Annotated in this window: 19 protein-coding genes and 2 pseudogenes; 7 read left to right on the forward strand and 14 right to left on the reverse strand. The window is 60.5% G+C overall.

Features of this window, described 5'->3' with window-relative positions; genetic code table 11:
• Positions 1–208 precede the first annotated feature (208 nt).
• Entirely contained in the window at positions 209–2,140 is a 1,932-nt protein-coding gene (locus tag ISN39_RS17095) for a M23 family metallopeptidase (protein WP_074069794.1), read from the forward strand.
• A gap of 52 nt (positions 2,141–2,192) precedes the next feature.
• Here the strand turns inward: ISN39_RS17095 and clpB are convergent, their stop codons facing one another.
• The gene (gene clpB / locus ISN39_RS17100) at positions 2,193–4,796 is read right to left on the reverse strand and encodes an ATP-dependent chaperone ClpB (RefSeq protein ID WP_194728296.1); all 2,604 of its coding nucleotides are present in this window, start codon (positions 4,794–4,796) and stop codon (positions 2,193–2,195) included.
• Positions 4,797–5,079: 283 nt separating this feature from the next.
• Between clpB and ISN39_RS17105 the strand changes: the two genes are divergently transcribed.
• Positions 5,080–5,676 carry a LysE family translocator gene (locus tag ISN39_RS17105; protein ID WP_194728297.1) on the forward strand — a complete coding sequence of 199 codons (597 nt, stop codon included), beginning with the start codon at positions 5,080–5,082 and terminating at the stop codon, positions 5,674–5,676.
• 16 nt (positions 5,677–5,692) lie between these two features.
• Here ISN39_RS17105 and ISN39_RS17110 read toward each other — a convergent pair whose 3' ends face one another.
• The 5 genes from ISN39_RS17110 to ISN39_RS17130 all read right to left on the reverse strand — a co-directional run bounded on the left by ISN39_RS17110 (position 5,693) and on the right by ISN39_RS17130 (position 12,314).
• Positions 5,693–6,367 (reverse strand): DUF4167 domain-containing protein, encoded by a 675-nt coding sequence (locus ISN39_RS17110; RefSeq protein WP_194728298.1) that lies wholly within the window; start codon positions 6,365–6,367, stop codon positions 5,693–5,695.
• Between the two features lie 340 nt (positions 6,368–6,707).
• Positions 6,708–7,580 carry a peptide chain release factor N(5)-glutamine methyltransferase gene (prmC, locus tag ISN39_RS17115; RefSeq protein ID WP_074069798.1) on the reverse strand — a complete coding sequence of 291 codons (873 nt, stop codon included), beginning with the start codon at positions 7,578–7,580 and terminating at the stop codon, positions 6,708–6,710.
• Positions 7,577–8,656, reverse strand: a complete 1,080-nt coding sequence (gene prfA / locus ISN39_RS17120; RefSeq protein WP_194728299.1) for a peptide chain release factor 1 — start codon at positions 8,654–8,656, stop codon at positions 7,577–7,579. Before prfA ends, prmC begins: the two co-directional genes overlap by 4 nt.
• A gap of 28 nt (positions 8,657–8,684) precedes the next feature.
• Positions 8,685–10,952: a phosphoenolpyruvate--protein phosphotransferase gene (ptsP, locus tag ISN39_RS17125; protein ID WP_074069800.1), complete on the reverse strand. Its 2,268-nt coding sequence runs from the start codon at positions 10,950–10,952 to the stop codon at positions 8,685–8,687.
• 87 nt (positions 10,953–11,039) lie between these two features.
• Positions 11,040–12,314 carry an aspartate kinase gene (locus tag ISN39_RS17130; RefSeq protein WP_074069801.1) on the reverse strand — a complete coding sequence of 425 codons (1,275 nt, stop codon included), beginning with the start codon at positions 12,312–12,314 and terminating at the stop codon, positions 11,040–11,042.
• 271 nt (positions 12,315–12,585) lie between these two features.
• Between ISN39_RS17130 and ISN39_RS17135 the strand changes: the two genes are divergently transcribed.
• The gene (locus ISN39_RS17135; RefSeq protein ID WP_194728300.1) at positions 12,586–13,995 is read left to right on the forward strand and encodes an adenylate/guanylate cyclase domain-containing protein; all 1,410 of its coding nucleotides are present in this window, start codon (positions 12,586–12,588) and stop codon (positions 13,993–13,995) included.
• Between the two features lie 34 nt (positions 13,996–14,029).
• Here ISN39_RS17135 and ISN39_RS17140 read toward each other — a convergent pair whose 3' ends face one another.
• Positions 14,030–14,473 carry a YetF domain-containing protein gene (locus ISN39_RS17140; RefSeq protein WP_039846247.1) on the reverse strand — a complete coding sequence of 148 codons (444 nt, stop codon included), beginning with the start codon at positions 14,471–14,473 and terminating at the stop codon, positions 14,030–14,032.
• Positions 14,474–14,485: 12 nt separating this feature from the next.
• A complete protein-coding gene (locus ISN39_RS17145) occupies positions 14,486–14,986 on the reverse strand; it encodes a hypothetical protein (RefSeq protein WP_194728301.1) in 501 nt (166 codons plus the stop codon).
• Between the two features lie 159 nt (positions 14,987–15,145).
• On the opposite strand from ISN39_RS17145, the pseudogene ISN39_RS17150 reads away from it, so the two are divergent.
• The 3 genes and pseudogenes from ISN39_RS17150 to ubiG form a co-directional block, all read left to right on the forward strand.
• Positions 15,146–15,385: pseudogene (locus ISN39_RS17150) on the forward strand (isochorismatase family protein); the annotation flags it as partial.
• Between the two features lie 79 nt (positions 15,386–15,464).
• A complete protein-coding gene (locus ISN39_RS17155) occupies positions 15,465–16,892 on the forward strand; it encodes an amidase (protein ID WP_194728303.1) in 1,428 nt (475 codons plus the stop codon).
• Between the two features lie 53 nt (positions 16,893–16,945).
• Positions 16,946–17,692 (forward strand): bifunctional 2-polyprenyl-6-hydroxyphenol methylase/3-demethylubiquinol 3-O-methyltransferase UbiG, encoded by a 747-nt coding sequence (gene ubiG, locus ISN39_RS17160; RefSeq protein WP_194728304.1) that lies wholly within the window; start codon positions 16,946–16,948, stop codon positions 17,690–17,692.
• A 3-nt stretch (positions 17,693–17,695) separates the two neighbouring features.
• Here the strand turns inward: ubiG and ISN39_RS17165 are convergent, their stop codons facing one another.
• From ISN39_RS17165 to ISN39_RS17180, 4 genes and pseudogenes are all read right to left on the reverse strand, one after another.
• Positions 17,696–18,124: a DUF1178 family protein gene (locus tag ISN39_RS17165; RefSeq protein WP_194728305.1), complete on the reverse strand. Its 429-nt coding sequence runs from the start codon at positions 18,122–18,124 to the stop codon at positions 17,696–17,698.
• On the reverse strand, positions 18,121–18,978 hold the full coding sequence (locus tag ISN39_RS17170; protein WP_194728306.1) for a carbon-nitrogen hydrolase family protein: 858 nt from the start codon (positions 18,976–18,978) through the stop codon (positions 18,121–18,123). The genes ISN39_RS17165 and ISN39_RS17170 overlap by 4 nt, the downstream gene beginning before the upstream one ends.
• Before the next feature lie 10 nt (positions 18,979–18,988).
• A complete protein-coding gene (gene grxC, locus ISN39_RS17175; protein ID WP_022718762.1) occupies positions 18,989–19,246 on the reverse strand; it encodes a glutaredoxin 3 in 258 nt (85 codons plus the stop codon).
• A gap of 114 nt (positions 19,247–19,360) precedes the next feature.
• A pseudogene (locus ISN39_RS17180) lies at positions 19,361–19,817 on the reverse strand (double zinc ribbon domain-containing protein); the annotation flags it as partial.
• 77 nt (positions 19,818–19,894) lie between these two features.
• Between ISN39_RS17180 and ISN39_RS17185 the strand changes: the two are divergent.
• The gene (locus ISN39_RS17185) at positions 19,895–20,779 is read left to right on the forward strand and encodes a methyltransferase domain-containing protein (RefSeq protein WP_074070449.1); all 885 of its coding nucleotides are present in this window, start codon (positions 19,895–19,897) and stop codon (positions 20,777–20,779) included.
• Positions 20,780–20,802: 23 nt separating this feature from the next.
• Here the strand turns inward: ISN39_RS17185 and ISN39_RS17190 are convergent, their stop codons facing one another.
• Positions 20,803–20,970, reverse strand: a complete 168-nt coding sequence (locus tag ISN39_RS17190; RefSeq protein WP_194728307.1) for a Flp family type IVb pilin — start codon at positions 20,968–20,970, stop codon at positions 20,803–20,805.
• A gap of 37 nt (positions 20,971–21,007) precedes the next feature.
• Positions 21,008–21,325: a hypothetical protein gene (locus ISN39_RS17195; RefSeq protein ID WP_074069810.1), complete on the reverse strand. Its 318-nt coding sequence runs from the start codon at positions 21,323–21,325 to the stop codon at positions 21,008–21,010.
• Positions 21,326–21,333 lie beyond the last annotated feature (8 nt).

Here is a 21,333-nt window from a genome sequence, read left to right on the forward strand (position 1 = left end):
AACGCCGGTAAAAATTGCCTTCGGCCATGGTTCCGCCCTCACAAGATCACAATCGGGTGGTCTCAGAAGGACGCATGATTCACGCAGGCATGGGCGCTAGATTGCGCCCTGCGGCGTGATTTGACTTCCATGCCCGAAATATGCACATCTTTCGGCCCAGCCGGAGCAGCCCCGAGTAAGCCCATGAAAGGACGCGGATAAAACTGCCATGATGACGGAGAAGATGATGATCCGCTCGTTGGGTAACGAGCCTCCGCTTCTCGCCGATGGCAGGCGCGCACCCGACAAGCGTGAGGTTTCTTTACGCTGGCTTTCGGGCACGTTCCTCACTGGCATCACATCGAGCGTGCTGATGGGTGTCGCGCTCTTTGCCGCCCTTGATGGCCGGCAGCAGCTGGCGATCCCCGCCGAGGCCTTTGCCAGCATCAATACCCATGAAGATAGCGCCGTTACCCGTGGCGGACGGCTGATCGCCCCCGCGATCGCCGCCAGACCTTCGGACCGGGCGATCATGGAAGTGTCGACGGTCGTCCATGACGGTGACAAGGAAATCGTGCGCCGCCAGCCCTTCTCGCATGTAAAGATGCGGCTCGCCGCCAATCACGTGGCGACCGAGGATTATCCGGATTTCGACGCGCTTGCGATCTTCGCGGCCGATGAGGCGCAGCCCGCACCGGCCGCACGCACCGGCGCGATTTACGGCTCGGACGTTGAATCCGAGGTCAGCCTCAAGACCGTTCCCTTCCCAACCGGAAAGAGCGACTTTCAGGCGGCGCCAGGCATGACTCTGGATGAAGTCGAGGAGAACGTCCGCTCGAACGGTTCGGCGCTGACTGACGGAGCCACTCAAGTCGCGGCGCTCTACTATGTCGACCCTCAGCGCTTTTCGAACGAGGACAACGATGTCGATCTGACATCTGGCCTGTCGGCCCGCGTTCTCGAGCAGAACATGACGGTGTCTGCGCCGGAATCGATCACGCCGCAGACCGAGGAATTTGCCGACGACATCGTGCCGGCCCGCCAGGATGTCACCATCGTCAAGGCGCTGATGGATTCCGGCTATCCCGAGCCGCAGGCGAAGATGCTCTCTGCCAACCTCGCGCCGCCACTCGGCAGCGACGAGCTTGCCAAGGGCGACGTCCTGCGTGTCGGCATCATCCAGAAGGGCGAACAGGCCAAACTCATCCGCGCCAGCGTCTATCGTGGCACGCGTCATCTCGTCACGATCGCTCTCGATGACAAGAGCCGCTTCGTTGAGGCAAGTGAACCGCCTAGGCTTGACGCGATCGCGACTGCCTTCGATGACAATTCGCTATCGGTTCCCGCTGGCCAGAACCTGCCGCGCGTTTATGACGGCATTTATCGCGCCGCTCTTTCCTACGGCATGACCAAGGATATGACGGCGCTGATCATCAAGCTGCTTGCGGCAAACGTTGACTTCCAGGCGCAATTGAGGGCGACCGATTTCCTCGAGGCCTTTTTCTCTGTCGCCGATTCGAGCGGCCGCGCGACGCCGAATTCCGAACTGCTTTACGTCAATGCCCGTTTTGGCGATACGGTGACACGCTTCTACCGCTTCCAGGATGCGGACGGAAACGTCGATTACTTCGATCAGGACGGCAAGAGCATCCGTCAGTTCTTGCTGCGCAACCCGGTGCCGAACGGCATTTTCAAGTCCGGTTTCGGTATGCGACGCCACCCGATCCTGGGTTTTGCCCGCATGCATACGGGCGTCGACTGGGCCGCTCCCCGCGGTACGCCGATCATCGCGACCGGCAATGGCACGGTCGAGAAGGCCGGCTGGGATTCTGGCGGCTATGGCAATCAGACGATCGTCCGTCATGCCAATGGATACGAGTCCTCCTACAACCACCAGAGCGCCATTGCCAAAGGCATCGTGCCCGGAGCCAAAGTTCGCCAGGGCCAGGTGATCGGCTGGGTCGGCACCACCGGCGAATCCACCGGACCGCATCTGCACTACGAGATGATCGTCAACGGTACCAAGGTCGATCCGCTCCGCATCCGCCTGCCGGGCGGCAAGTCGCTGGCCGGCGAAGCACTGGCTAAATTCCAGGACGAGCGCAAGCGCATCGATACGCTCCTGAATAACCAGCCGGTCGATCAGATCGCCAGCAAGTAGTCCAAAAAAATGGCGGCCGGAGCCGCCATTAGCTTTCCCGGACGCCGGTCTCTTACGCTGCTTCGCTGACGGCGGAATTGCGCGGGCGGAACAACAAGCGGTCGGAACCGTTGGTGACCTTCACCGTCGATCCGTCCGGCACCTGGCCGGAGAGAATCTGCTCGGCGAGCGGATCTTGGACATATTTCTGGATCACCCGCTTCAATGGCCGCGCGCCATAGACCGGATCGTAGCCTTTGTTGGCAAGCCAACTGCGGGCATCGTCATCGAGCTCGATCGTGATCTTGCGCTCGGCCAGCAACGCCACCAGCCGTTTCAGCTGGATATCGACAATCGCGCCCATCTCATCGCGCTTCAGGCGATGGAAGAGGATGATCTCGTCGACGCGGTTCAGGAATTCCGGCCGGAAATTGGCGCGCACGACCTCCATCACCTGCTCGCGAACCGTGTCGCTGTCCTGGCCCTCGCCCAGTTGGGTGAGGAATTCGGCACCGAGGTTCGAGGTCATGATGATCATCGTATTGCGGAAGTCGACCGTGCGGCCCTGGCCGTCCGTCAGGCGCCCCTCATCCAGCACCTGCAGCAGGATGTTGAAGACGTCGTGATGCGCCTTCTCGATCTCGTCGAAGAGCACGACCTGATAAGGCCGGCGGCGGACAGCTTCCGTCAATGCGCCACCTTCCTCGTAGCCGACATAGCCGGGAGGGGCGCCGATCAGCCGGGCCACGGAGTGTTTTTCCATGTATTCCGACATGTCCATGCGCACCATCGCCGTCTCGTCGTCGAAGAGGAAGCGGGCGAGCGCCTTGGTAAGCTCCGTCTTGCCGACGCCGGTCGGGCCTAGGAAGATGAATGAGCCGATCGGCCGGTTGGGGTCCTGCAGCCCGGCGCGCGCGCGGCGAACGGCACGCGATACGGCTTGCACCGCATCGCCCTGGCCGATGACCGAAGTCGCCAGTTCGTCTTCCATCCTGAGCAGCTTCTCGCGCTCGCCTTCCAGCATCTTGTCGACCGGAATGCCGGTCCAGCGGGAAACGACATGGGCGACATTGTCCGGGGTCACGACCTCCTGCACCATGGCGCTGCGGTCGCCATCCTGGCTTTCCGCATCGGCCAGTTGCTTCTCCAGCTCCGGAATGACGCCATAGGTCAATTCGCCGGCGCGCTGGAATTCACCCTTGCGCTGGGCGATTGCCAGTTCGTTGCGGGCGTCGTCGAGCTCCTTCTTGAGATCGGCGGCAAGACCGAGCTTCTGCTTTTCCGATTGCCAGCGGGCCGTCAGCGCATTGGCCTTCTCCTCCAGGTCCGTCAGTTCGGCATCGAGCCGCGTCAGACGGTCGGCGGAGGCCGCATCCGTTTCCTTCTTTAGCGCTTCACGCTCGATTTTCAGCTGCATGATGCGGCGATCTAACTCGTCGAGCTCTTCGGGCTTCGAATCCACCTGCATGCGCAACCGCGCGGCCGCCTCGTCCATCAGGTCGATCGCCTTGTCGGGCAGGAAGCGATCGGTGATATAGCGGTTTGACAGCGTCGCAGCCGCCACCAGCGACGAGTCCGAAATGCGAACCTTGTGGTGCTGCTCGTATTTTTCCTTGAGGCCGCGAAGGATCGAGATCGTGTCCTCGACCGTCGGTTCATCGACCATGACGGGCTGGAACCGGCGGGCGAGTGCTGCGTCCTTCTCGACATGCTTGCGGTACTCGTCGAGCGTGGTGGCACCGACGCAGTGCAACTCGCCGCGCGCAAGCGCTGGCTTCAGAAGGTTGGAAGCATCCATCGCTCCATCCGCCTTGCCGGCGCCGACTAGCGTGTGCATTTCGTCGATGAAAAGGATGATCTCGCCGTTTTCCGACTGCACTTCGTTGAGCACGGCCTTCAGCCGTTCTTCGAATTCGCCGCGATACTTCGCACCAGCAATGAGCGCGCCCATGTCGAGCGCCATCAGCTTCTTGTCCTTGAGAGACTCCGGCACGTCGCCGTTGACGATACGTAGTGCCAGTCCCTCGACGATTGCCGTCTTGCCGACGCCGGGCTCGCCGATCAGCACCGGGTTATTCTTGGTGCGGCGGGAGAGGACCTGAATGGTACGGCGGATTTCGTCATCGCGGCCGATCACCGGATCGAGCTTACCCTCGCGGGCCTCGCCGGTCAGATCGCGGGCGTATTTCTTCAGGGAATCGAAGCCTTGTTCCGCATTAGCGGAGTCGGCCGTGCGCCCTTTTCGAATATCGTTGATAACCTGATTGAGGCTCTGCGCCGTCACGCCAGCATTCTTCAGCGTCGCTGAGGTCGAAGCGGAAGTCTCAATCGCCAAGGCCTGCAGCAACCGCTCGACCGTGACGAAGCTGTCGCCGGCTTTCTTGGCGGCCTCTTCAGCCGTGGAAAAAACTCTAGCGAGCGGCTGGGCGAGATAGATGTTGCCGTTGCCGCCGGAAACCTTCGGCAGCTTTGCAAGCGCTGCATCGTTTGCAAGCCGCGCGGCCTTGGCATCGCCGCCGGCGCGTTCGATCAGCGAAGCGGCCATGCCTTGATCGTCGTCAAGCAGGACCTTGAGGACATGTTCCGGCGTGAATTGCTGGTGACCCTGCGCCAAGGCATAGGTTTGGGCGGACTGGACGAAACCGCGAACCCGCTCGGAATACTTTTCGATATTCATATTCTACCTCCATGGATCGCCCTGCCCTTATAAGGCACAGACCGATGATTGAGATTGAGCTCCCTCAAAAGGCGAGCCGTTGCTTCATCCTTTTTGGAAATTGGACGAAGCATTCGAGGAGGAATATGGGATGGATTTTCGCGAGTTTAAAGAGCCCGGAACCACGAAACCCGGGCCGAAGAATCCTCCGCGAACGCGCGGCGCGGGCTGATGGCACGAACGTTCAAGACCCGATTGTAGCGCTGCTGGTATGCGTTGCAGCTTCCTAAACAGCAGAGCCTTGATGACCCTCGAGCAAACGATTGCATTTCTGACCTTTTCAGTCGTCGGCGCCATCACGCCCGGCCCCAGCAACGTCATGATCATGGCGACCGGCTCACTCGTGGGTTTGACACGCGGCCTGCCATGCGTGCTCGGTGCTGCCTTGGGAATGTCGTCGCTATTCTTCTGTGCGGGCCTCGGCCTTGCGCAGTTGTTTCTGCTTTATCCGCTTACGCTAACGATCATGAATCTGATCGGCGCTGCGTTTCTGTTTTGGCTGGCCTGGAAGATCGCGACCGCGGACGTGACGCAGGCGAAAGGCGACACGAAAGCCGTGAGCTTTCTGCAAGCGGCGGCGTTTCAATGGATGAATCCGAAGGGCTGGCTGGTTGCCGTGAGTGGGATTGCCGCCTACTCCGGCGCATCTCCAGGAAGCGCTTTCGGCTTGGCCGCAACCTTCGCAGTTCTATTTTTTGTGGCAGCTTTCCCAAGCGGTCTCGCCTGGTTAATGGCCGGGGCATTGATGCAGAAACTGCTTCAAGACGCGCGCATTGCGCGCGCCTTCAATATCGTGATGGCAATCATACTCGCCGGCTCTGTCGCGACAATATTCGTGTGAGCCGGAGACGGCAGCCTTATTCCGTAGCCGCTTCGACCAGAGCCGGTGCTTCGGCGGAAGCAGCCTCGCCTTCGCCTTCGGCGCGGCGCGGACGGCGCGGGCGGTTGCTGGCGTTACGGCGGCGCGGCTGGCGTTCGCGCTGCGGGCCGCCTTCTTCCTCCATGGAGACTTCGGCCGGAATGCCTTCGATATCCGGCTGAGGGCCGGTTCCGTCGTTGGTATCCTGAGCCGGGGCCGGTAGAGAAGCGGGAGCTTCTGCGCGCTGTTCGCGACGATGCTGCTCGCGCGGCGGCTGAACGACGACGGCATCATCGCCGTCTACTGTATCCAGTTCGTCGCCATCGCGCTCGCCACCTTCGCGGTCGGTATATTCGTTCCGATCGTCGCGCTGGAAACGTTCCTGCATCTGCGTCTGGGCGGCCGCAATGATGCGGTAATAGTGCTCTGCGTGCTGCAGGTAGTTCTCGGCTATGACGCGGTCACCGGAGCTCTGGGCATCGCGGGCAAGCTGCGAATATTTTTCAGCAATATGCTGAGCCGTACCGCGGATCTTCACGTCGGGGCCGGAGCTGTCGTAGGTCCGAGTCAGCGGATTGCCACCCTTGCGGTTGAAATTGTTGTTGTTATTTCCGCCGCCGTTATTGTTACTGCCACGCCCTCGACCGCGCTTGTTCTGCTGTCCTGGCCTCATAGATCGTTCACCTGAATTCGCTGTTTGTGTGGAGTTATGGCACCAACCGCCGTGGCCGGTAAACCGGCTCAGGGCCTTCGTGCCGCAAGCATAATGCGCCTTCGCGCCGACCTGCCGCTTGTTCTCAAGTCATATTGACTGATTCACGCATTGGGTCGTGTTCAACCTTTGAAACTCTCGTTTAAAAGAGTGGACCCCCGAGGCCGACCAAGTACCGAACGAATCGACGTTCCTTCTTGACTGCCCAACGCGTGAGGGCAACCTATATCGCTTCCCCGGGAAATCCAAGCCTTTTCTTCGCAATAGCAGTAATGTCCTGTTCAATGCTGCAATTTGTCGCTCAAGCGATGGGTGCGAACACGAGCACCCGGTCATTCTGGCCATAATCCTTTGCGGATTCGACGCATTTGAAACCTGCGGCCTCGAAGACCGCCGTCACGTGATTGCGCTGGTCGTAGCCGATTTCCAGTCCTATGACGCCGTTTGGCTGCATGAACCTGGCAGCATCCTTGGCTATCGCTTTGTATGCGTCAAGCCCATCGGGGCCACCATCCAGAGCTGCCGCCGGATCAAATTTCGTCACTTCAGGAGCGAGATTGTCGATGACATTGGAAGCAATATAGGGCGGATTTGAGACGATTGCGTGAAACGTACCGTGAATGTTTTGAAACCAACTTGATTGCACAGTCTCAAACCGTTCCTTCAATCCGTTTCTTGCAGCGTTTGATTCAGCCGTCCTGAGGGCATCTGCAGATACATCGCTTCCGATACCCGACGCTCCCGGAAATTCGCTCAAAAGCGCAAGGCATATTGCCCCGGTTCCGGTTCCTAGATCAAGGATATGGAGATGTTCCTCCGTCTTTGCAAGGGTTCTTAAATAAGGAAGCATCGTATCGACGAGAATTTCCGTATCTGGCCGCGGCTCCAGCGTCTCGGCGGAAAGCGAAAGCGGCAGACCGTAAAATTCACGCTCGCCGAGAATACGGTGGACCGGCTCATGCGCTAGCCGTCGTTCCACAGCCGCCGGGATCAGCGCCTCTTTATCGGCAGCGACGGGCTCATTACCGCGTGATAGCATTTCGCTCGAGGAGAACTTCAGCAATCCGGCGACGAGCAGTCTTGCATCCGTTGCGGGATCGGCGATACCGGCTTCGGTGAAGCGGCGGCGGACTTCGGCGAGAACTTCAGAAACCGTCGGCCGCGCTCCGGTCATTGCTGCTCGCCAAGCTGAGCCAGTTGGCTTGCCTGATAATCGGCAAGCAGGGCGTCCACCACTTCATTGATCTCGCCTTCCATCATCCGGTCCAGCTTGTAGAGCGTCAGATTGATGCGGTGATCGGTAATGCGGCCCTGCGGGTAATTGTAGGTGCGTATCCGCTCCGAGCGGTCGCCGGAGCCGACCTGGCTCTTGCGATCGGCGGAACGTTCGCTATCGGCCCTTTGCCGTTCGGCATCATAGAGCCTCGAACGCAGTACCTGCATCGCCTTGGCGCGATTCTGGTGCTGTGACTTTTCCGAACTGGTGACGACGATGCCCGTCGGCAGATGCGTGATACGGACCGCGGAATCCGTGGTGTTGACGTGCTGGCCGCCTGCGCCGGACGATCGCATCGTATCAATACGAATGTCTTCCGGCCGGATCTCAATGTCGATTTCTTCGGCTTCGGGCAGCACGGCGACCGTTGCTGCCGACGTATGAATGCGCCCACCCGCTTCCGTTTCGGGCACGCGCTGCACACGATGCACGCCGGACTCGAACTTCAGCTTGGCGAAGACGCCCTTGCCGGTGATCGTGGCGATAATTTCCTTGTAGCCGCCGGCTTCGCCCTCGCTTGCGGAAAGGATTTCGACCTTCCAGCCATTCGCCGCGGCGAAACGCTCATACATGCGAAAAAGATCGCCTGCGAAGAGTGCGGCCTCCGAGCCTCCCGTACCCGCGCGGATTTCAAGGATCGCGCTCTTTTCGTCTGCGGCATCCTTCGGCAGCAGCAGGATCTGGATTTCCTGCGCCAGCGCCTCGATGCGCTCCTTCACATCCGGCAATTCCTGCTCCGCGAGATCGCGCATCTCACGGTCGACGGACCTGTCTTCAAGCAACGCTTCGAGATCGGAAAGCTCGGCTTCAGCCTTTTCATAGGCGCGGATCTTGGTGACGACGGGCTGCAGCTCGGAATATTCGGAGGCGAGCTTCACGTAGACGTCCGCCGACGGGCCGGCCGACATCCGCGCTTCAATTTCGCCGAAGCGGCGTTCCAGCTCGCGCATCTTTTCAACGGGAAGCTTCGCCACCCTTCGCTCCGATTCTTCTTATAATTTGCTAAAGGGGAATATTGTGGCTCTCGGCGAAGTGGGCAAGCACCTCGCGCATCGGGGTCGTCGCGTGGATATCGTCCAACGCCTCGTTCATGACCTTCGCCAGCGCCGCGGCATCGAGACCGAGCAGCATTGCCTTTACCGGCCCGATCGAGGCCGGCGACATCGACACCGAGCGAAAGCCGAGACCAAGCAGCGCCATCGCCGAGATCGGCTTGCCGGCAAGCTCGCCGCACAATGTCACCGGCGTATTGTTGCGCTCACCGGCTCGCACGATGTCGCGCAAGAGCCTGAGGAACGGCCTGCCCAGCGTATCGAAGCGGTCGGAAACGCGCGCATTGCCGCGATCCACTGCCATAGCGAACTGGAAGAGGTCATTGGAGCCGACCGAGACGAAATCGACAGCCGCCATCAGTTCGTCGAGCTGCCAGAGTAGTGCCGGCACCTCCAGCATCGCACCGAACTGCAGCTTGCGCGGCAGACCGTGGCCGAAGCGGGAGAGGTGTTGCACTTCCTTCTGCAGAAGCTCGCGAACGGCCGCGATCTCGGAAACCTCGGTCACCATCGGCACCATGAGCTTCAGCTCGGCCCCGGCAGCCGCCTTCAGCATGGCGCGAAGCTGCGTGCGCAAGAGCCCCGGACGGTCGAGCGACAAGCGAATGGCACGCCAGCCGAGTGCCGGATTCTCCTCTTCGTGGCCGCGGAAATAGGGCACAACCTTATCGCCGCCGATATCGAGCGTGCGGAAGGTAACGACGCGGCCGGCCGCCTGCTTCAGCACGTTGCGATAGAAGATTTCCTGCTCGTCGGCCTTCGGCATCGTCGAAGCGATCATGAACTGCAGCTCGGTGCGGAAGAGACCGATACCTTCGGCACCCGATTCCGCAAGTTGCGGCAGATCGACCAGAAGCCCGGCATTCATCAGCAGCGAAATCCGCTGCCCGTCCCTCGTCAGCGGCTCAACGGAGCGCAGCGCCCGGAATTGCTCCTGCCGGCGCGCGCGGAACCGGACTTTTTCCTCGTAAGACCTCTGATGCTCCGGCAACGGCCTCAGATGCACATGGCCGCCGTCGCCATCGATGATCACGGCATCGCCGTTTTCGGCAAGCGCGACAACGCCTGCCGCCTGGCCGATCACCGGAATGCCCATGGCCCGGGCGACGATGACGACGTGACTGGTGACGGCACCTTCCTCGAGCACCAAGCCGCGCACATTGGCGCGCGGGTAGTCGAGCAGTTCGGCGGCACCCATGGCGCGCGCGAGGATGATCGCATCACTCGGGAAACCATCACCCGACGTGTGGCCGCTGTAGCCAGTCAGTTGCCGCAAAAGGCGGTTCGCCAAGTCTTCGAAGTCATGCATGCGCTCGCGCAGATAAGGATCCGTCAGACGTATCATGCGCGCTTTGGTGTCGCTCTGGACTTTTTCGACCGCTGCTTCCGCCGTCAGGCCGTTGCGGATCGCCTCTTCGAGCTTCCGCACCCAGCCCTGGTCATGTGCGAACATGCGGTAGGTTTCCAGAACCTCGCGATGCTCGCCCTCCATCGACACGTCGCGGCTCGAAAGCAAGTCGTCGATCGAAATCCGAAGCGAACCCATCGCCTCCGCCAGCCTGCGGATTTCCTTCTCCGAATCTTCGTTGAGAAGATTGGTGACGACGATGCGCGGCTCGTGCAGCACGACATAACCGAGCCCGATGCCTTCGTTATAGGTATCGCCGTTGATCGTGACGGAGCGCGTCAGGTCAAGTTCAAGGCCGGGCTTCGTGATCTTCTTGAGCTCGCCGGTGGCGATCATCTCGGCGAGCACCATCGCCGTGGTCTCGAGCGCTTCTAGTTCTTCCTCGCGGTAGGTACGGCTCGCCTTGTTCTGCACGACGAGAACGCCGAGCGAACGGCCGGTGCGTAGGATCGGCACGCCGAGGAAGGAATGGTAGATTTCTTCGCCGGTTTCCGGGAGATAACGGAAAGCGGGGTGCGACTGTGCATCGGAGAGGTTGAGCGGCTGCGCCGAAGCGGCGATCGTACCGACGAGGCCCTGCCCCATCTTCAATTGCGATAGGTGGACGGCCTCTTTCTTCAGGCCCTCAGTCGCATAAAGCTCGAGAACGCCGTCAGAGCGCAGCACGTAGACGGAGCAAACCTCGGCCACCATGTTGCTGGCGATCTGCCGAACGATCCGGTCGAGACGCTCCTGCGGCTCCAGCGGCTCCGCCATCAACTCGCGCAGCCGCTTGAGCAGCACGCGCGGACCGCCGGATAGGTCTCTCATGGCGTCTCAAGCTCCAAAAACAAAAGCAAAGTAACCCGGCAGACGCCGCGTGACTTCACAACTTAAATGCGGCAGGCCTGCTGGGAATCAATTCTTATCCAGACCGTAGCAGGAATGCAAAGTCCTGACAGCGAGTTCCGCATAAGGACCGTCGATCAGGATGGAAATCTTGATTTCCGAGGTCGTGATCGCCTTGATGTTGATGCCCTTCTCGGCAAGAGCCTTGAAAGCGGTGGCGGCAACACCGGCATGCGAACGCATGCCGATGCCGATGACCGAAACTTTGACCAAGCCCGATTCGTTCTGCACGACGTCGTAGCCGATCTTCTCCTTGTTCTCGCCGAGCACCTTGATCGCCTTCTCGACGTCGCCCGAAGGCACGGTGAAGGTCATGTCGGTCTTTGAACCGTCCTCGGAAATGTTCTGGACGATCATGTCGACATTGATATGGCTCTCGGCGAGGGGGCCGAAGATCGCGGCGGAAACGCCGGGCCGGTCGGCAAGACGGCGAAGCGAGATCTGAGCCTCATCCTTGGCATAGGCGATGCCGGTGACTACTTCTTGTTCCACGATTTCATCCTCGTCACAAATCAGCGTTCCGGGCGGATTCAACAAATCACCCATGCCCGGAGCATCGGGATCTTCGAAAGAGGAGCGCACGAAGGTACGGACCTTGTGTACCATGGCAAGCTCGACCGAGCGGACCTGCAGCACCTTGGCGCCGAGCGAGGCCATTTCGAGCATTTCCTCGAAAGCGATCTTCTTCAGTCGACGCGCCTGCGGCACGATGCGCGGATCGGTCGTATAGACGCCGTCGACATCGGTATAGATATCGCAGCGATCGGCTTTGACAGCAGCCGCGATCGCCACCGCCGACGTATCCGAACCGCCGCGGCCAAGCGTCGCTATCCGATTGTCCGGCCCGAGACCCTGGAAGCCGGCGATGACGGCAACCTGACCCTCGCCCATGCGCTTAATGATATCGGCACCGTCGATTTCAAGGATGCGGGCAGCGCCATGCGCATTGTCGGTGCGGATCGGAATCTGCCAGCCCTGCCAGGAGCGCGCATTGATGTCCATGGCCTGCAGCGCGATCGCCAGCAACCCGCAGGTCACCTGCTCACCGGAAGCGACGACCGCGTCATACTCGCGCGCATCGTAGAATGGTGAATTGGCACCGACCACCTTCGGCGTCCCCTGCACCCAGCCAACCAGCTCGTTAGTCTTGCCGGACATCGCCGACACCACCACCGCAACCTCGTGGCCGGCATCGACTTCACGTTTCACATGGCGGGCAACGTTCTTGATGCGGTCCAGATCAGCGACGGACGTTCCGCCGAATTTCATTACGATGCGTGCCATAAGCCTCTACCACAGCAAACGCCGGGAGAGACGAAAGCCAGACCCGGCATGACGGAGCCCTGAAAACAGCATGGCCGAAGGGTCGGATAAGCAGTCTGTGGAACCCTTCTAAGGCCTTGCACCCAAGGGCCCAAGTTGCGGCGTCTCTTAGCGAGTTTGAATGGGGGTGGCAAGGTGGCCGTCGACTGAAACGGAAAGACCCGCGCGACAATCTCATCCACCTTGAGGAAATCCGCTTATCGCGCATCGGATTCGGTGTAAGATGTTTATCATGAATGAGGCCCGGTCTTTATTCGCACAACTGCGCCAGTCGGCGCAGCCGGAAATCGTCGACACTATGGAGCGGCTCGTCCATGACGCCCCCGACCGCAAGCTTTGCCGTGTCAATGCGCTTGCCTTCGCAGCCAGCGAGAACCTCGACGAAGAGCAGGTGGTCAACGCCTTCCTGCACGCGTCCCGCCTCGGCATATTCGATCTGTCATGGAACGTGCTGTGTCCCGGCTGTGGCGGGGTGCTCGACGCCAACACCTCGCTGAGGACCGTCCAGAGTGACGAGTATAACTGCGCACTTTGCGCGGCGGGCTACGAGCCGACGCTGGACGAGATGGTCGAAGTCACCTTCACTGTCAGTCCGCGGGTGCGCCGCATTGCCGCTCACAATCCGCACGAATTGCCGCCATTGGAGTATTTCCGCCAGATCTATTGGAGTTCAGGTGTCGACCTGCCGGAGGAAGATTTTGAGGCGAAGGTCGACGAATTCGTGCTTGAATCCCTCGAACTGCCGCCGGGAGAGAAAGCCGTCATTTCCCTGCAGTTGCCTGCGGATTTCGTCATCATCTTCGAACCGGTCACCCACGCAGCGCAGTTCCTGGATATCAAAGGCGAGCCAACTAAGGAGCGGCAGAGCCTCTCGCTTGTATTCGATCGCGCGCACCGGCATAGCGAGCCCCTTGAGCTGAGGCCCGGTCCGGTGCGCATTTCGGTGGAGAACCACACCGAGGTCCGCACATTGCCATCTGTTTGCATAGCGAACGAGGCCCTGCATGGTTTGCTCGGCCGCCGCCGCCCGTTCCTGACTGCCAAGCGCCTGCTCTCCAACCAGACCTTCCGCGACATCTACCGCACCGACACGATAGAAGTAGATCAGCGGTTGAAGATCACCAGTTTGACCTTCCTCTTCACCGATCTCCGCGGTTCGACTGAGCTTTACGAAAGAGTAGGCGACCTTGCGGCATTCGACCTCGTGAAAACGCATTTTAGCATTCTCAACGACATCGTTGGCGCGGAAGCGGGTGCTGTTGTGAAAACAATCGGCGACGCGGTGATGGCCACTTTCCCGACCCCCGACCGGGCAGTCATCGCGGCCATGCGAATGCGCGAGGCGATGCGCAAGCTCAACCAGGAACGCGGCAGTGAAGATCTGCTTCTGAAGATCGGCATCCACGAAGGACCATGCATCGCGGTGAACCTGAACGAACGGCAGGATTACTTCGGGCAGACGGTGAACATCGCCTCGCGCGTCCAGCATCTGGCCACATCGCGCGAAATCTTCGCGACCGGCTCGGTGTTGGGCGACCCGCGCGCCTTCAGCCTTCTGACGGATCGCGGCCTCAATCCGATGTCGCAAAAAGTTGCGCTTCGTGGCATCGCCCACGAAATCAGCATCTTTGCGATTCCGTAAGCCACCTTCCTGGCCTTCGAAGGCGGCTCAGCACTCATTGATTTTTGATGATGCTGATGGCGCCGCTCACCTCGAGGATAGCGAAGCGGATGTCCTTGACGCTTTCGACACCCTGTTGATTGCGCGCGGCCTCGAGCACGTCTTCCATCTGCAGCCTGCAGCCGCGCAAGGCCTCCTGGTCTGCAACCCCATTCGCAATCAGAATGGTCGGAACGCCGTCGATGACCTTGCCCGCAAGCGGTGACCAGCTCTTGAGATAGGAGAGCAGGATATCCGCAAGAAACAGGGTCAAGATCAGCACGATCGCATTGGTTATCGAAAAATCGTCGCCGAGCATCGCCTGCTGCGTCGTCTCGGAGACCACCAACAGGATCACGAGGTCGAACGGCGTCATCTGTGCGAGCGTCCGGCGGCCCGACAGGCGTATGATGACAAGGAGGGCAAAATAGATCGAAAGGCCGCGAATAACGCTTTCCATATCGAGTTCTCCTCACGGAAGGATCAAGACAAGCGGGGCCGAAACGTGATCGCCGATACCGAGACGAATGCGATGAAAGCCCGGCGACTGGGTGTGCAGGTGGAACCTGACATCGATCGGCATGCCTGGATCCCCGGGAAACTGATAATGGATCAGGCCGGCTTTGGACGTCACCGCCTTTGGTGGCGGGTCGATGCCCTCGACGAAAAAGCCCTTCAGAAACGCTGCATCGACTGTGAAGACGCAATCCGCATCGCCGGGTCCGAATCGAATATGAATCTCGTCCGGCGCATTCCATCGCGAGATGGCTGGGTAGTCGACCGTTCCTTGCGGCGTTTCCACCAAGGCGCGGGAAAGATATCCGTTTCCCAACGCGCCGACGAGGCAGCTCGCGAGGATAAGACCGAAGACAAACCAGGCCACACGCTGAACGATCCAGACCCGCCGTTGAAAGTCTCGATGTTCAGTGACGCCGTCGGGCAAATAGTCGCTGCCGGTCCCTTTGTTCGTCATCTGCGCCGCCTTTATCCGCCTGCGAGATAACGCCGCGGGCCGCAACGAGTTTCAATAATTCAAGGAACCCGACCTATGCCGAGTTAAAAGGTCGGAGGTTCCAATGAACAGAGGACCGCTCGGAAATTGGTGCCATATCTGTGTCGACATGCAGCGGCTGTGCTTCAGGCGCAACCATTCGAAACACTGGTGATTGCAGGCGGCGAAACCGACGTGTGCGTGATGGCGACGACACTCGGAGCGATTGATCTCGGCTACCGCGTCATCCTTGTCGAAGATGCGGCCTGCAGCAGCGACGACCAAACCTCCGATGCCTCGCTGGAATTCCTGAGAAATCGCTTCTCCGTTCAGCTCGAGCTGATGGCAACGGATGACTTTTTGCAGCAAGCACGTGGTTGATCGAGGATGCTTCACTATATCCGTTGAAACTAGAGCCGCATGAGAACGCACGCACTCCTTCACGCCGGCAGAAGCCACGATGAGTAAGCCACTGGAAACCGCCACACCACATCCGCTGGACCTTCCTGCAATGGAAATCGCAAGCGGTATCTGCCAGGGCCGGTTCGCCTCCGAAAACGTGGTGGCGGAATCGATCCGCCGCGCCAAGGCGGTGCGCGAAACGCTGAATCCGTTCACCGTCCTCCGTGAGGAGCAGGCGCTCGAAGCGGCCCGCGAGGCGGATCGCGCCGCCGCCCGCGGCGAAGCAACCGGTCCACTACACGGTGTACCGTTCGCCGCCAAGGACCTGACGCCGACCGCAGGCGATCTGACGACGCTGGGCTCATGGACAAAGGGCGACTGGGTGCCTGCCGAAACAGCGCTCTGCATCCGCCGTCTTCAAGCCGCGGGTGCCATTTTGATGGGAAAGACGACAACGCCGGAATTCGCCTTTGCGAGCTTCACCGAAAGCCCGCGCTGGGGCGTGACCCGCAACCCGTGGGATCCGGAGCGCACCTCCGGCGGCTCCTCCGGTGGGTCGGCCGTTGCGGTCGCGACCGGCGTCGTGCCCTTCGCGGAGGGCACGGATATGGGCGGCTCTGTGCGTATTCCGTCCGCATTCTGCGGCACGGTCGGCCTGAAACCGAGCCTCGGACGAATTCCGATGACGATCCTGCCAAGCGTTTTCGACAACATCTCGCATTTCGGTCCGCTGGCGCGCACGGTGGGAGACGCCATCGCCTTCATGGAAGCGGCCTGCGGTCCGAGCGACGAGGACATTTCTTCGCTGCCTATCGGCTTCATGTCACATGCGGCACGAGACGGCCAGTTGGAAGGCAAGCGTTTCGCACTCTCAATGGACCTCGGTTACTATCGTATCCAGCCCGAGGTCGAGCAGGCGATACGCGTTGCTGTCGAGGAACTACGTCGCGCCGGCGCCGCCGTCGATGAAGTCCCGATGCATTGGACCCGCTCGGTTAACGATGAATGGTTCGATCTCTGGTGCGTCTTCATGTCTGGCTTCTTCGGCGAGACAATTACCGAATACCGGGAGAAAATGGATTCCGCCGTCGTTGCGATCATCGAGCGCGGCTTTTCAATGAATGCCACCGCCTACAAGCGCGTGGAATTGCTGCGCACCGCAATGTGGCGCGATATGGCAAAGCTCTTCGAGAGCTACGACGCCCTGCTCTGCCCCACCTGCGCCATCACCGCTCCGCTCGCCAGCGAAACTGACGACGACTATGTCGCGACCTGTCCGGACGGCCGTTTCGCCGGGCTCGACATGACCTGCCCTTTCAACATGCTGCCGCAACTGCCCGCGCTTTCACTGCCGGTCGGTCCTGCAGCAAATGGCATGCCGGTCGGGCTGCAGATCGTCGGACGCCGCTTTGCCGACGAAGACGTCCTGGCGATAGGCGCGGCGCTCGAGGCGCGTCTTGCCGTTCCCCGTTTTCCTTCCTCTTGACTTATGCTGCTGATCGTCCGACTTCACTCACGACGAACGCAAGGAGCAGGGTCATGAGCGACGCGGCAAAAAGCACGATCGACCAGAGCGAGGTGGACCGCTTTTCCGCAATGGCGGCGGAATGGTGGAGCCCGACCGGCAAGTTCAGACCGCTGCACAAGTTCAACCCGGTGCGCCTCACCTATATCCGCGACAAGGCAGCCGAAAACTTCGGCCGTGACCAGAAGAGCCCGCGTCCGCTGGAAGGCCTGCGCGTGCTTGACATCGGCTGCGGCGGCGGCCTGCTTTCGGAACCCGTCGCCCGAATGGGCGCAAGTGTTGTCGGTGCCGATCCCTCGGAGAAGAACATCGGCATTGCCTCGACACACGCGCAAGCGTCTGGCGTCACAGTCGATTACCGCGCAGTCACCGCCGAACAGCTTGCGGAAGCCGGCGAGACCTTCGATATCGTGCTGAACATGGAAGTCGTCGAACATGTCGCCGACGTCAATTTCTTCATGACGACCTGCGCCGGAATGGTGCGCCCCGGCGGGCTGATGTTCGTCGCCACCATCAACCGCACGATGAAGGCCGCCGCACTCGCGATCTTCGCCGCCGAGAACATCCTGCGCTGGCTACCGCGCGGCACGCATCAATATGAAAAGCTGGTCCGCCCTGAAGAGCTGGAAAAGCCGCTTGCGGCGAGCGGCATGACGATCATCGAGCGCACCGGCGTCTTCTTCAATCCGCTGTCGAACCAGTGGAACCTGTCCAAGGATATGGACGTGAACTACGTGCTGCTGGCGAAGCGGCCCGAATAGCGATCAGTTCACGTCTTCGGGCAGGACCGGAAGCGCTGCAATTTCGATGCCTTCTTCGAGCAGCGCCTGGGCCTCGTCGGTCGTCGCCTGTCCGATGATGCCACGGGCGTCGGCCTCGCCATAGTGAATCTTGCGAGCTTCTTCGGGAAACTGCGCGCCGACATCCTCGGCGTTCGCCTTGATGTGAGCGACGGCCGCCTTCAGCTTCTCAAAGGCGTCGCGGCGCGCGGTATCCATTGCCAGCGTCTTCATCTCGTCCTTCTTGCGGGCGGTCGAGACGGATGGCGCCATCAACGCCTTGGAGATGGATGTGGAATTACAGACCGGACAGGTGAGGTAACCGGACGCAACCTGGCGGTCGAAATCGGCACTTTCGGAAAACCATGCTTCGAATTCGTGGGCATTCTCGCAGCTGAGGGAATAACGGATCAAGTGGCGACGCCTCCCACGACAGCCCCTGTAATTTTTTCGATCGAGAATTCACGGCCGTTCTTCAGATTCGGAATCTTGTCACGCGCGGCCTTGACCGCCGTTCGATCGATGTCCGCGACAATCACCGCCTCGCCGGTACCGCCGGCCGAGGCCAGCACCCTGCCCCAGGGATCGATGATCATCGAATGCCCGTAGGTCTCGCGGCCGTCCTCATGAAGCCCGGCCTGCGCCGCAGCAATGACGAAAACCCCGTTTTCGATGGCGCGGGCACGAAGCAGGATTTCCCAATGCGCCTGACCCGTCTGCCTCGTGAATGCGGCAGGCACCGTCATGACTTCCGCTCCGGCGATCGCCTGGGCGCGGAAAAGCGCAGGAAACCGAACATCGTAGCAAATCGTAAAGCCCATTTCCGCAAATGGCAGCGACAAGACGCGCGCTTCCGAGCCCGGACGATAGGCGGCACTCTCCCGCCAGCTTTCGCCGTTATCGAGATCGACGTCGAACATATGGATCTTATCGTAGCGATTGAGGATTTTGCCTTCCGGGCCGAAGAGAAAGCCGCGATTGGCGATTTTGCCGTCGTCGAGTGCGATCGCCGTAGAGCCGACATGCAGGTAGATGCCGAGTTCGGCAGCGAGTGCGGACGCCGTTCTGACGATGATGTCGTCCGTCTCTTCGCGCAACGCCAGTTTCGCGGCAATCCGGTCGCGCTGCAGCATGCCGGTCATTTCCGGCGTCTGCACATAGATCGCGCCTTGGGCTGCTGCTTCACGCACCAAGTGCATCATCGAGGCTGCGTTCTTCGCGGGATCGACTCCGGAACACATCTGAACGGCAGCGGCCTTGAACGTCATCGGTCTCCCCTCAGGCTACCAGCATGGGATCGAGCCCGCCGGCCCGGTCCAACGCATAAAGGTCATCGCATCCGCCAACATGCTGCCCGCCTATGAATATCTGCGGGAATGTGGTCCTGCCATTTGACCTGCCAATCATCTCCTGGCGAAGGTCCGGCGAAAAGGTCGCATCGTGTTCGACATAATCGATCCCTTTCTCTTCGAGAAGAGATTTTGCGCGAGCGCAATAGCCGCAGAACTGCCGCGTATAGATGATGACTGGTGCCATATTTTATCTCCAGACGGATGCCGGTCTCTTTTTCTCATATAGGTTCCGAGAAAGCCCTTGCATAGGTTAAAACCGTGATGACCACGGTGCCCGCCCGCCGAAAGAACGCGCCTTGCGGGCAAGCTCTGCTGTCTGATTGAACTTGCGTGACAGCATACGGGAGCGATGGAGCGGAATCGGAACAAATACATCGCAGGCCCCGATCATGCCGTCGCTGGCGCGAAGCATCCAGCCCGCCATCATCGGCGCCAGATCGGTGCGGTCGCGATATTTGAGACCTTGGGCGAGATCGCCGACGGCGTGATCGTGCGCGGCGACCGAGCGAAGCCGGTCAAAGGGAGGTGGATTGGCGATCGCCTCGGCGCTAACGGCAGACCCAGCACTTCGCCATAAGGCAGCTCGGTGAAGTGCACGCCGGACCAGCATTTCGGACATAATCCGCGGTGGCCAGCGGCAACAATGCCGCAGGAGGCGCGGGCCGGCGGATAGAGCCGATCGGCGAACATGGCGAAGGGCCGCACGCATTGCGTTAATCGCAGCGCCCCGGTCGTTCGAAATTGATAAGCCCCATTTGCGAAGATCGGCGCTTTCCGCAGGAAAGGAAAATCCGCCTTGCCGCCCTTCGCGCGCAGGACTATGGACATGCGCATGGATATGATCTTCGACCGGACCGCGATCGCTGCAAACCGCCGTCGCGCACTGAAAAACGCCGATCCGAAAGCTGCCTTTCTCCTGGATATCGCCGCCGCGGAACTTGCCGATCGGCTGGCTGTCGTCGAACGCCATTTCGAGACCGCCGTGGAACTGCACGGGATGACAGGAGCAGCTGCGCGGGCGGCAGTCGCAACAGGCAAGATCGGTGCGATGACCCGGGTCGAGGCGGAACAGGCATTTGCCGCGCCGAATGAAGTGCTGGCCATGGCGCCGCTTGAGGACGTGCCGATCGAGCCGCAGTCGGCCAACCTCGTTCTTGCGCCGCTGTGTCTGCATCTCACCAACGACACGCCCGGCGTCTTCATCCAGATTCGCCGCGCTCTCAAGCCCGACGGCCTGTTTCTTGCGGCAATCCCCGGAGCAGGTACTCTCCAGGAACTCAGGGATGTTCTGCTTGCAACGGAAGCGGAGATGACCGGAGGCGCGAGCCCGCGCGTGATCCCGTTCGCCGACGTCCGCGATGTGGGCGGCCTCCTCCAGCGCGCCGGCTTCGCGCTGCCGGTGATCGACGCCGAGACCTATACGGTCCGCTACGATTCCCTCTTCTCGCTGATGAAAGATCTGCGCGCCATGGGCATGACCAATCCGCTCGCCGCCCGCAGCCGCAAGCCGCCCACCCGCGCATTCTTTCTGCGCGCGGCAGAAATCTATGCCGAGCGCTATTCCGATCCGGACGGGCGTATCAGGGCGACATTCTCGATCATCTATGTTTCAGGATGGGCACCGCATGAAAGCCAGCAGAAGCCGTTGCAGCCGGGATCGGCGAAAGCGCGGCTTGCCGATGCTTTGCGCGTGGAAGAGCACAAGCTGAAGCAGTGAATGGAGGCGAGCCAGTTGAGCGCCTAGTGGTTGTCGAGGTTGTTGGACACCGTATTGAAGGTGTTTTGCAGGCTGTTGCCGAAGGTCGTCAGTCCGCCGACAAGGGCGGCTGATATCAGGGCGGCCAGCAGACCGTATTCGACGGCTGTCGCGCCGCGAACATCTGCAAGGAAAGCTTTCAGAATACGCATGCCCAACCTTTCCCGCCAAGGCGGATATCCGATTTCCTCAGCAGCCGGCTCCTGAACCGTACCCCTGGACAACGCAGACCGAGCCGGGCGTCTCCTGCAGGACGCTACGTCGTATCGTGTAGCGCTTGCCGTTTTCCGTTCTCGGGATCGATCCGGTCGTGATCGTATCGAACTCGGCCGGAACACTGGCGAAAACGCTCGACTTGGACTTGTCGGCGAGCATCGGCGTGAGGATGAGCGTCAGGGCAACGACCGCGGTGCCGAAAAGCAAAACGAGATTGAGCGCGCCCGTCCTGCGCGAAGCATTCGAGCTCTGTTCTTTCTCTCGGACAGCTTTCCAGAAATCGTCGTCCATGCGTCAAG

Origin of the sequence: Rhizobium sp. 007 (assembly GCF_015353075.1) — a bacterium.
GTDB lineage: Bacteria > Pseudomonadota > Alphaproteobacteria > Rhizobiales > Rhizobiaceae > Rhizobium.

Bases quoted from the DNA above. Each gene is read 5' to 3' on its own strand.
- ISN39_RS17110 (WP_194728298.1), bottom strand. From the start codon at position 6,367: ATGAGGCCAGGACAGCAGAACAAGCGCGGTCGAGGGCGTGGCAGTAAC.
- grxC (WP_022718762.1), bottom strand. From the start codon at position 19,246: ATGGCACCAGTCATCATCTATACGCGGCAGTTCTGCGGCTATTGCGCT.
- clpB (WP_194728296.1), bottom strand. From the start codon at position 4,796: ATGAATATCGAAAAGTATTCCGAGCGGGTTCGCGGTTTCGTCCAGTCC.
- ISN39_RS17195 (WP_074069810.1), bottom strand. From the start codon at position 21,325: ATGGACGACGATTTCTGGAAAGCTGTCCGAGAGAAAGAACAGAGCTCG.
- ISN39_RS17130 (WP_074069801.1), bottom strand. From the start codon at position 12,314: ATGGCACGCATCGTAATGAAATTCGGCGGAACGTCCGTCGCTGATCTG.
- ISN39_RS17135 (WP_194728300.1), top strand. From the start codon at position 12,586: ATGAATGAGGCCCGGTCTTTATTCGCACAACTGCGCCAGTCGGCGCAG.
- ubiG (WP_194728304.1), top strand. From the start codon at position 16,946: ATGAGCGACGCGGCAAAAAGCACGATCGACCAGAGCGAGGTGGACCGC.
- ISN39_RS17190 (WP_194728307.1), bottom strand. From the start codon at position 20,970: ATGCGTATTCTGAAAGCTTTCCTTGCAGATGTTCGCGGCGCGACAGCC.
- ISN39_RS17170 (WP_194728306.1), bottom strand. From the start codon at position 18,978: ATGACGTTCAAGGCCGCTGCCGTTCAGATGTGTTCCGGAGTCGATCCC.
- ISN39_RS17145 (WP_194728301.1), bottom strand. From the start codon at position 14,986: ATGACGAACAAAGGGACCGGCAGCGACTATTTGCCCGACGGCGTCACT.
- ISN39_RS17185 (WP_074070449.1), top strand. From the start codon at position 19,895: ATGGATATGATCTTCGACCGGACCGCGATCGCTGCAAACCGCCGTCGC.
- ISN39_RS17140 (WP_039846247.1), bottom strand. From the start codon at position 14,473: ATGGAAAGCGTTATTCGCGGCCTTTCGATCTATTTTGCCCTCCTTGTC.
- ISN39_RS17105 (WP_194728297.1), top strand. From the start codon at position 5,080: ATGACCCTCGAGCAAACGATTGCATTTCTGACCTTTTCAGTCGTCGGC.
- ptsP (WP_074069800.1), bottom strand. From the start codon at position 10,952: ATGAGAGACCTATCCGGCGGTCCGCGCGTGCTGCTCAAGCGGCTGCGC.
- ISN39_RS17095 (WP_074069794.1), top strand. From the start codon at position 209: ATGATGACGGAGAAGATGATGATCCGCTCGTTGGGTAACGAGCCTCCG.
- prmC (WP_074069798.1), bottom strand. From the start codon at position 7,580: ATGACCGGAGCGCGGCCGACGGTTTCTGAAGTTCTCGCCGAAGTCCGC.
- ISN39_RS17155 (WP_194728303.1), top strand. From the start codon at position 15,465: ATGAGTAAGCCACTGGAAACCGCCACACCACATCCGCTGGACCTTCCT.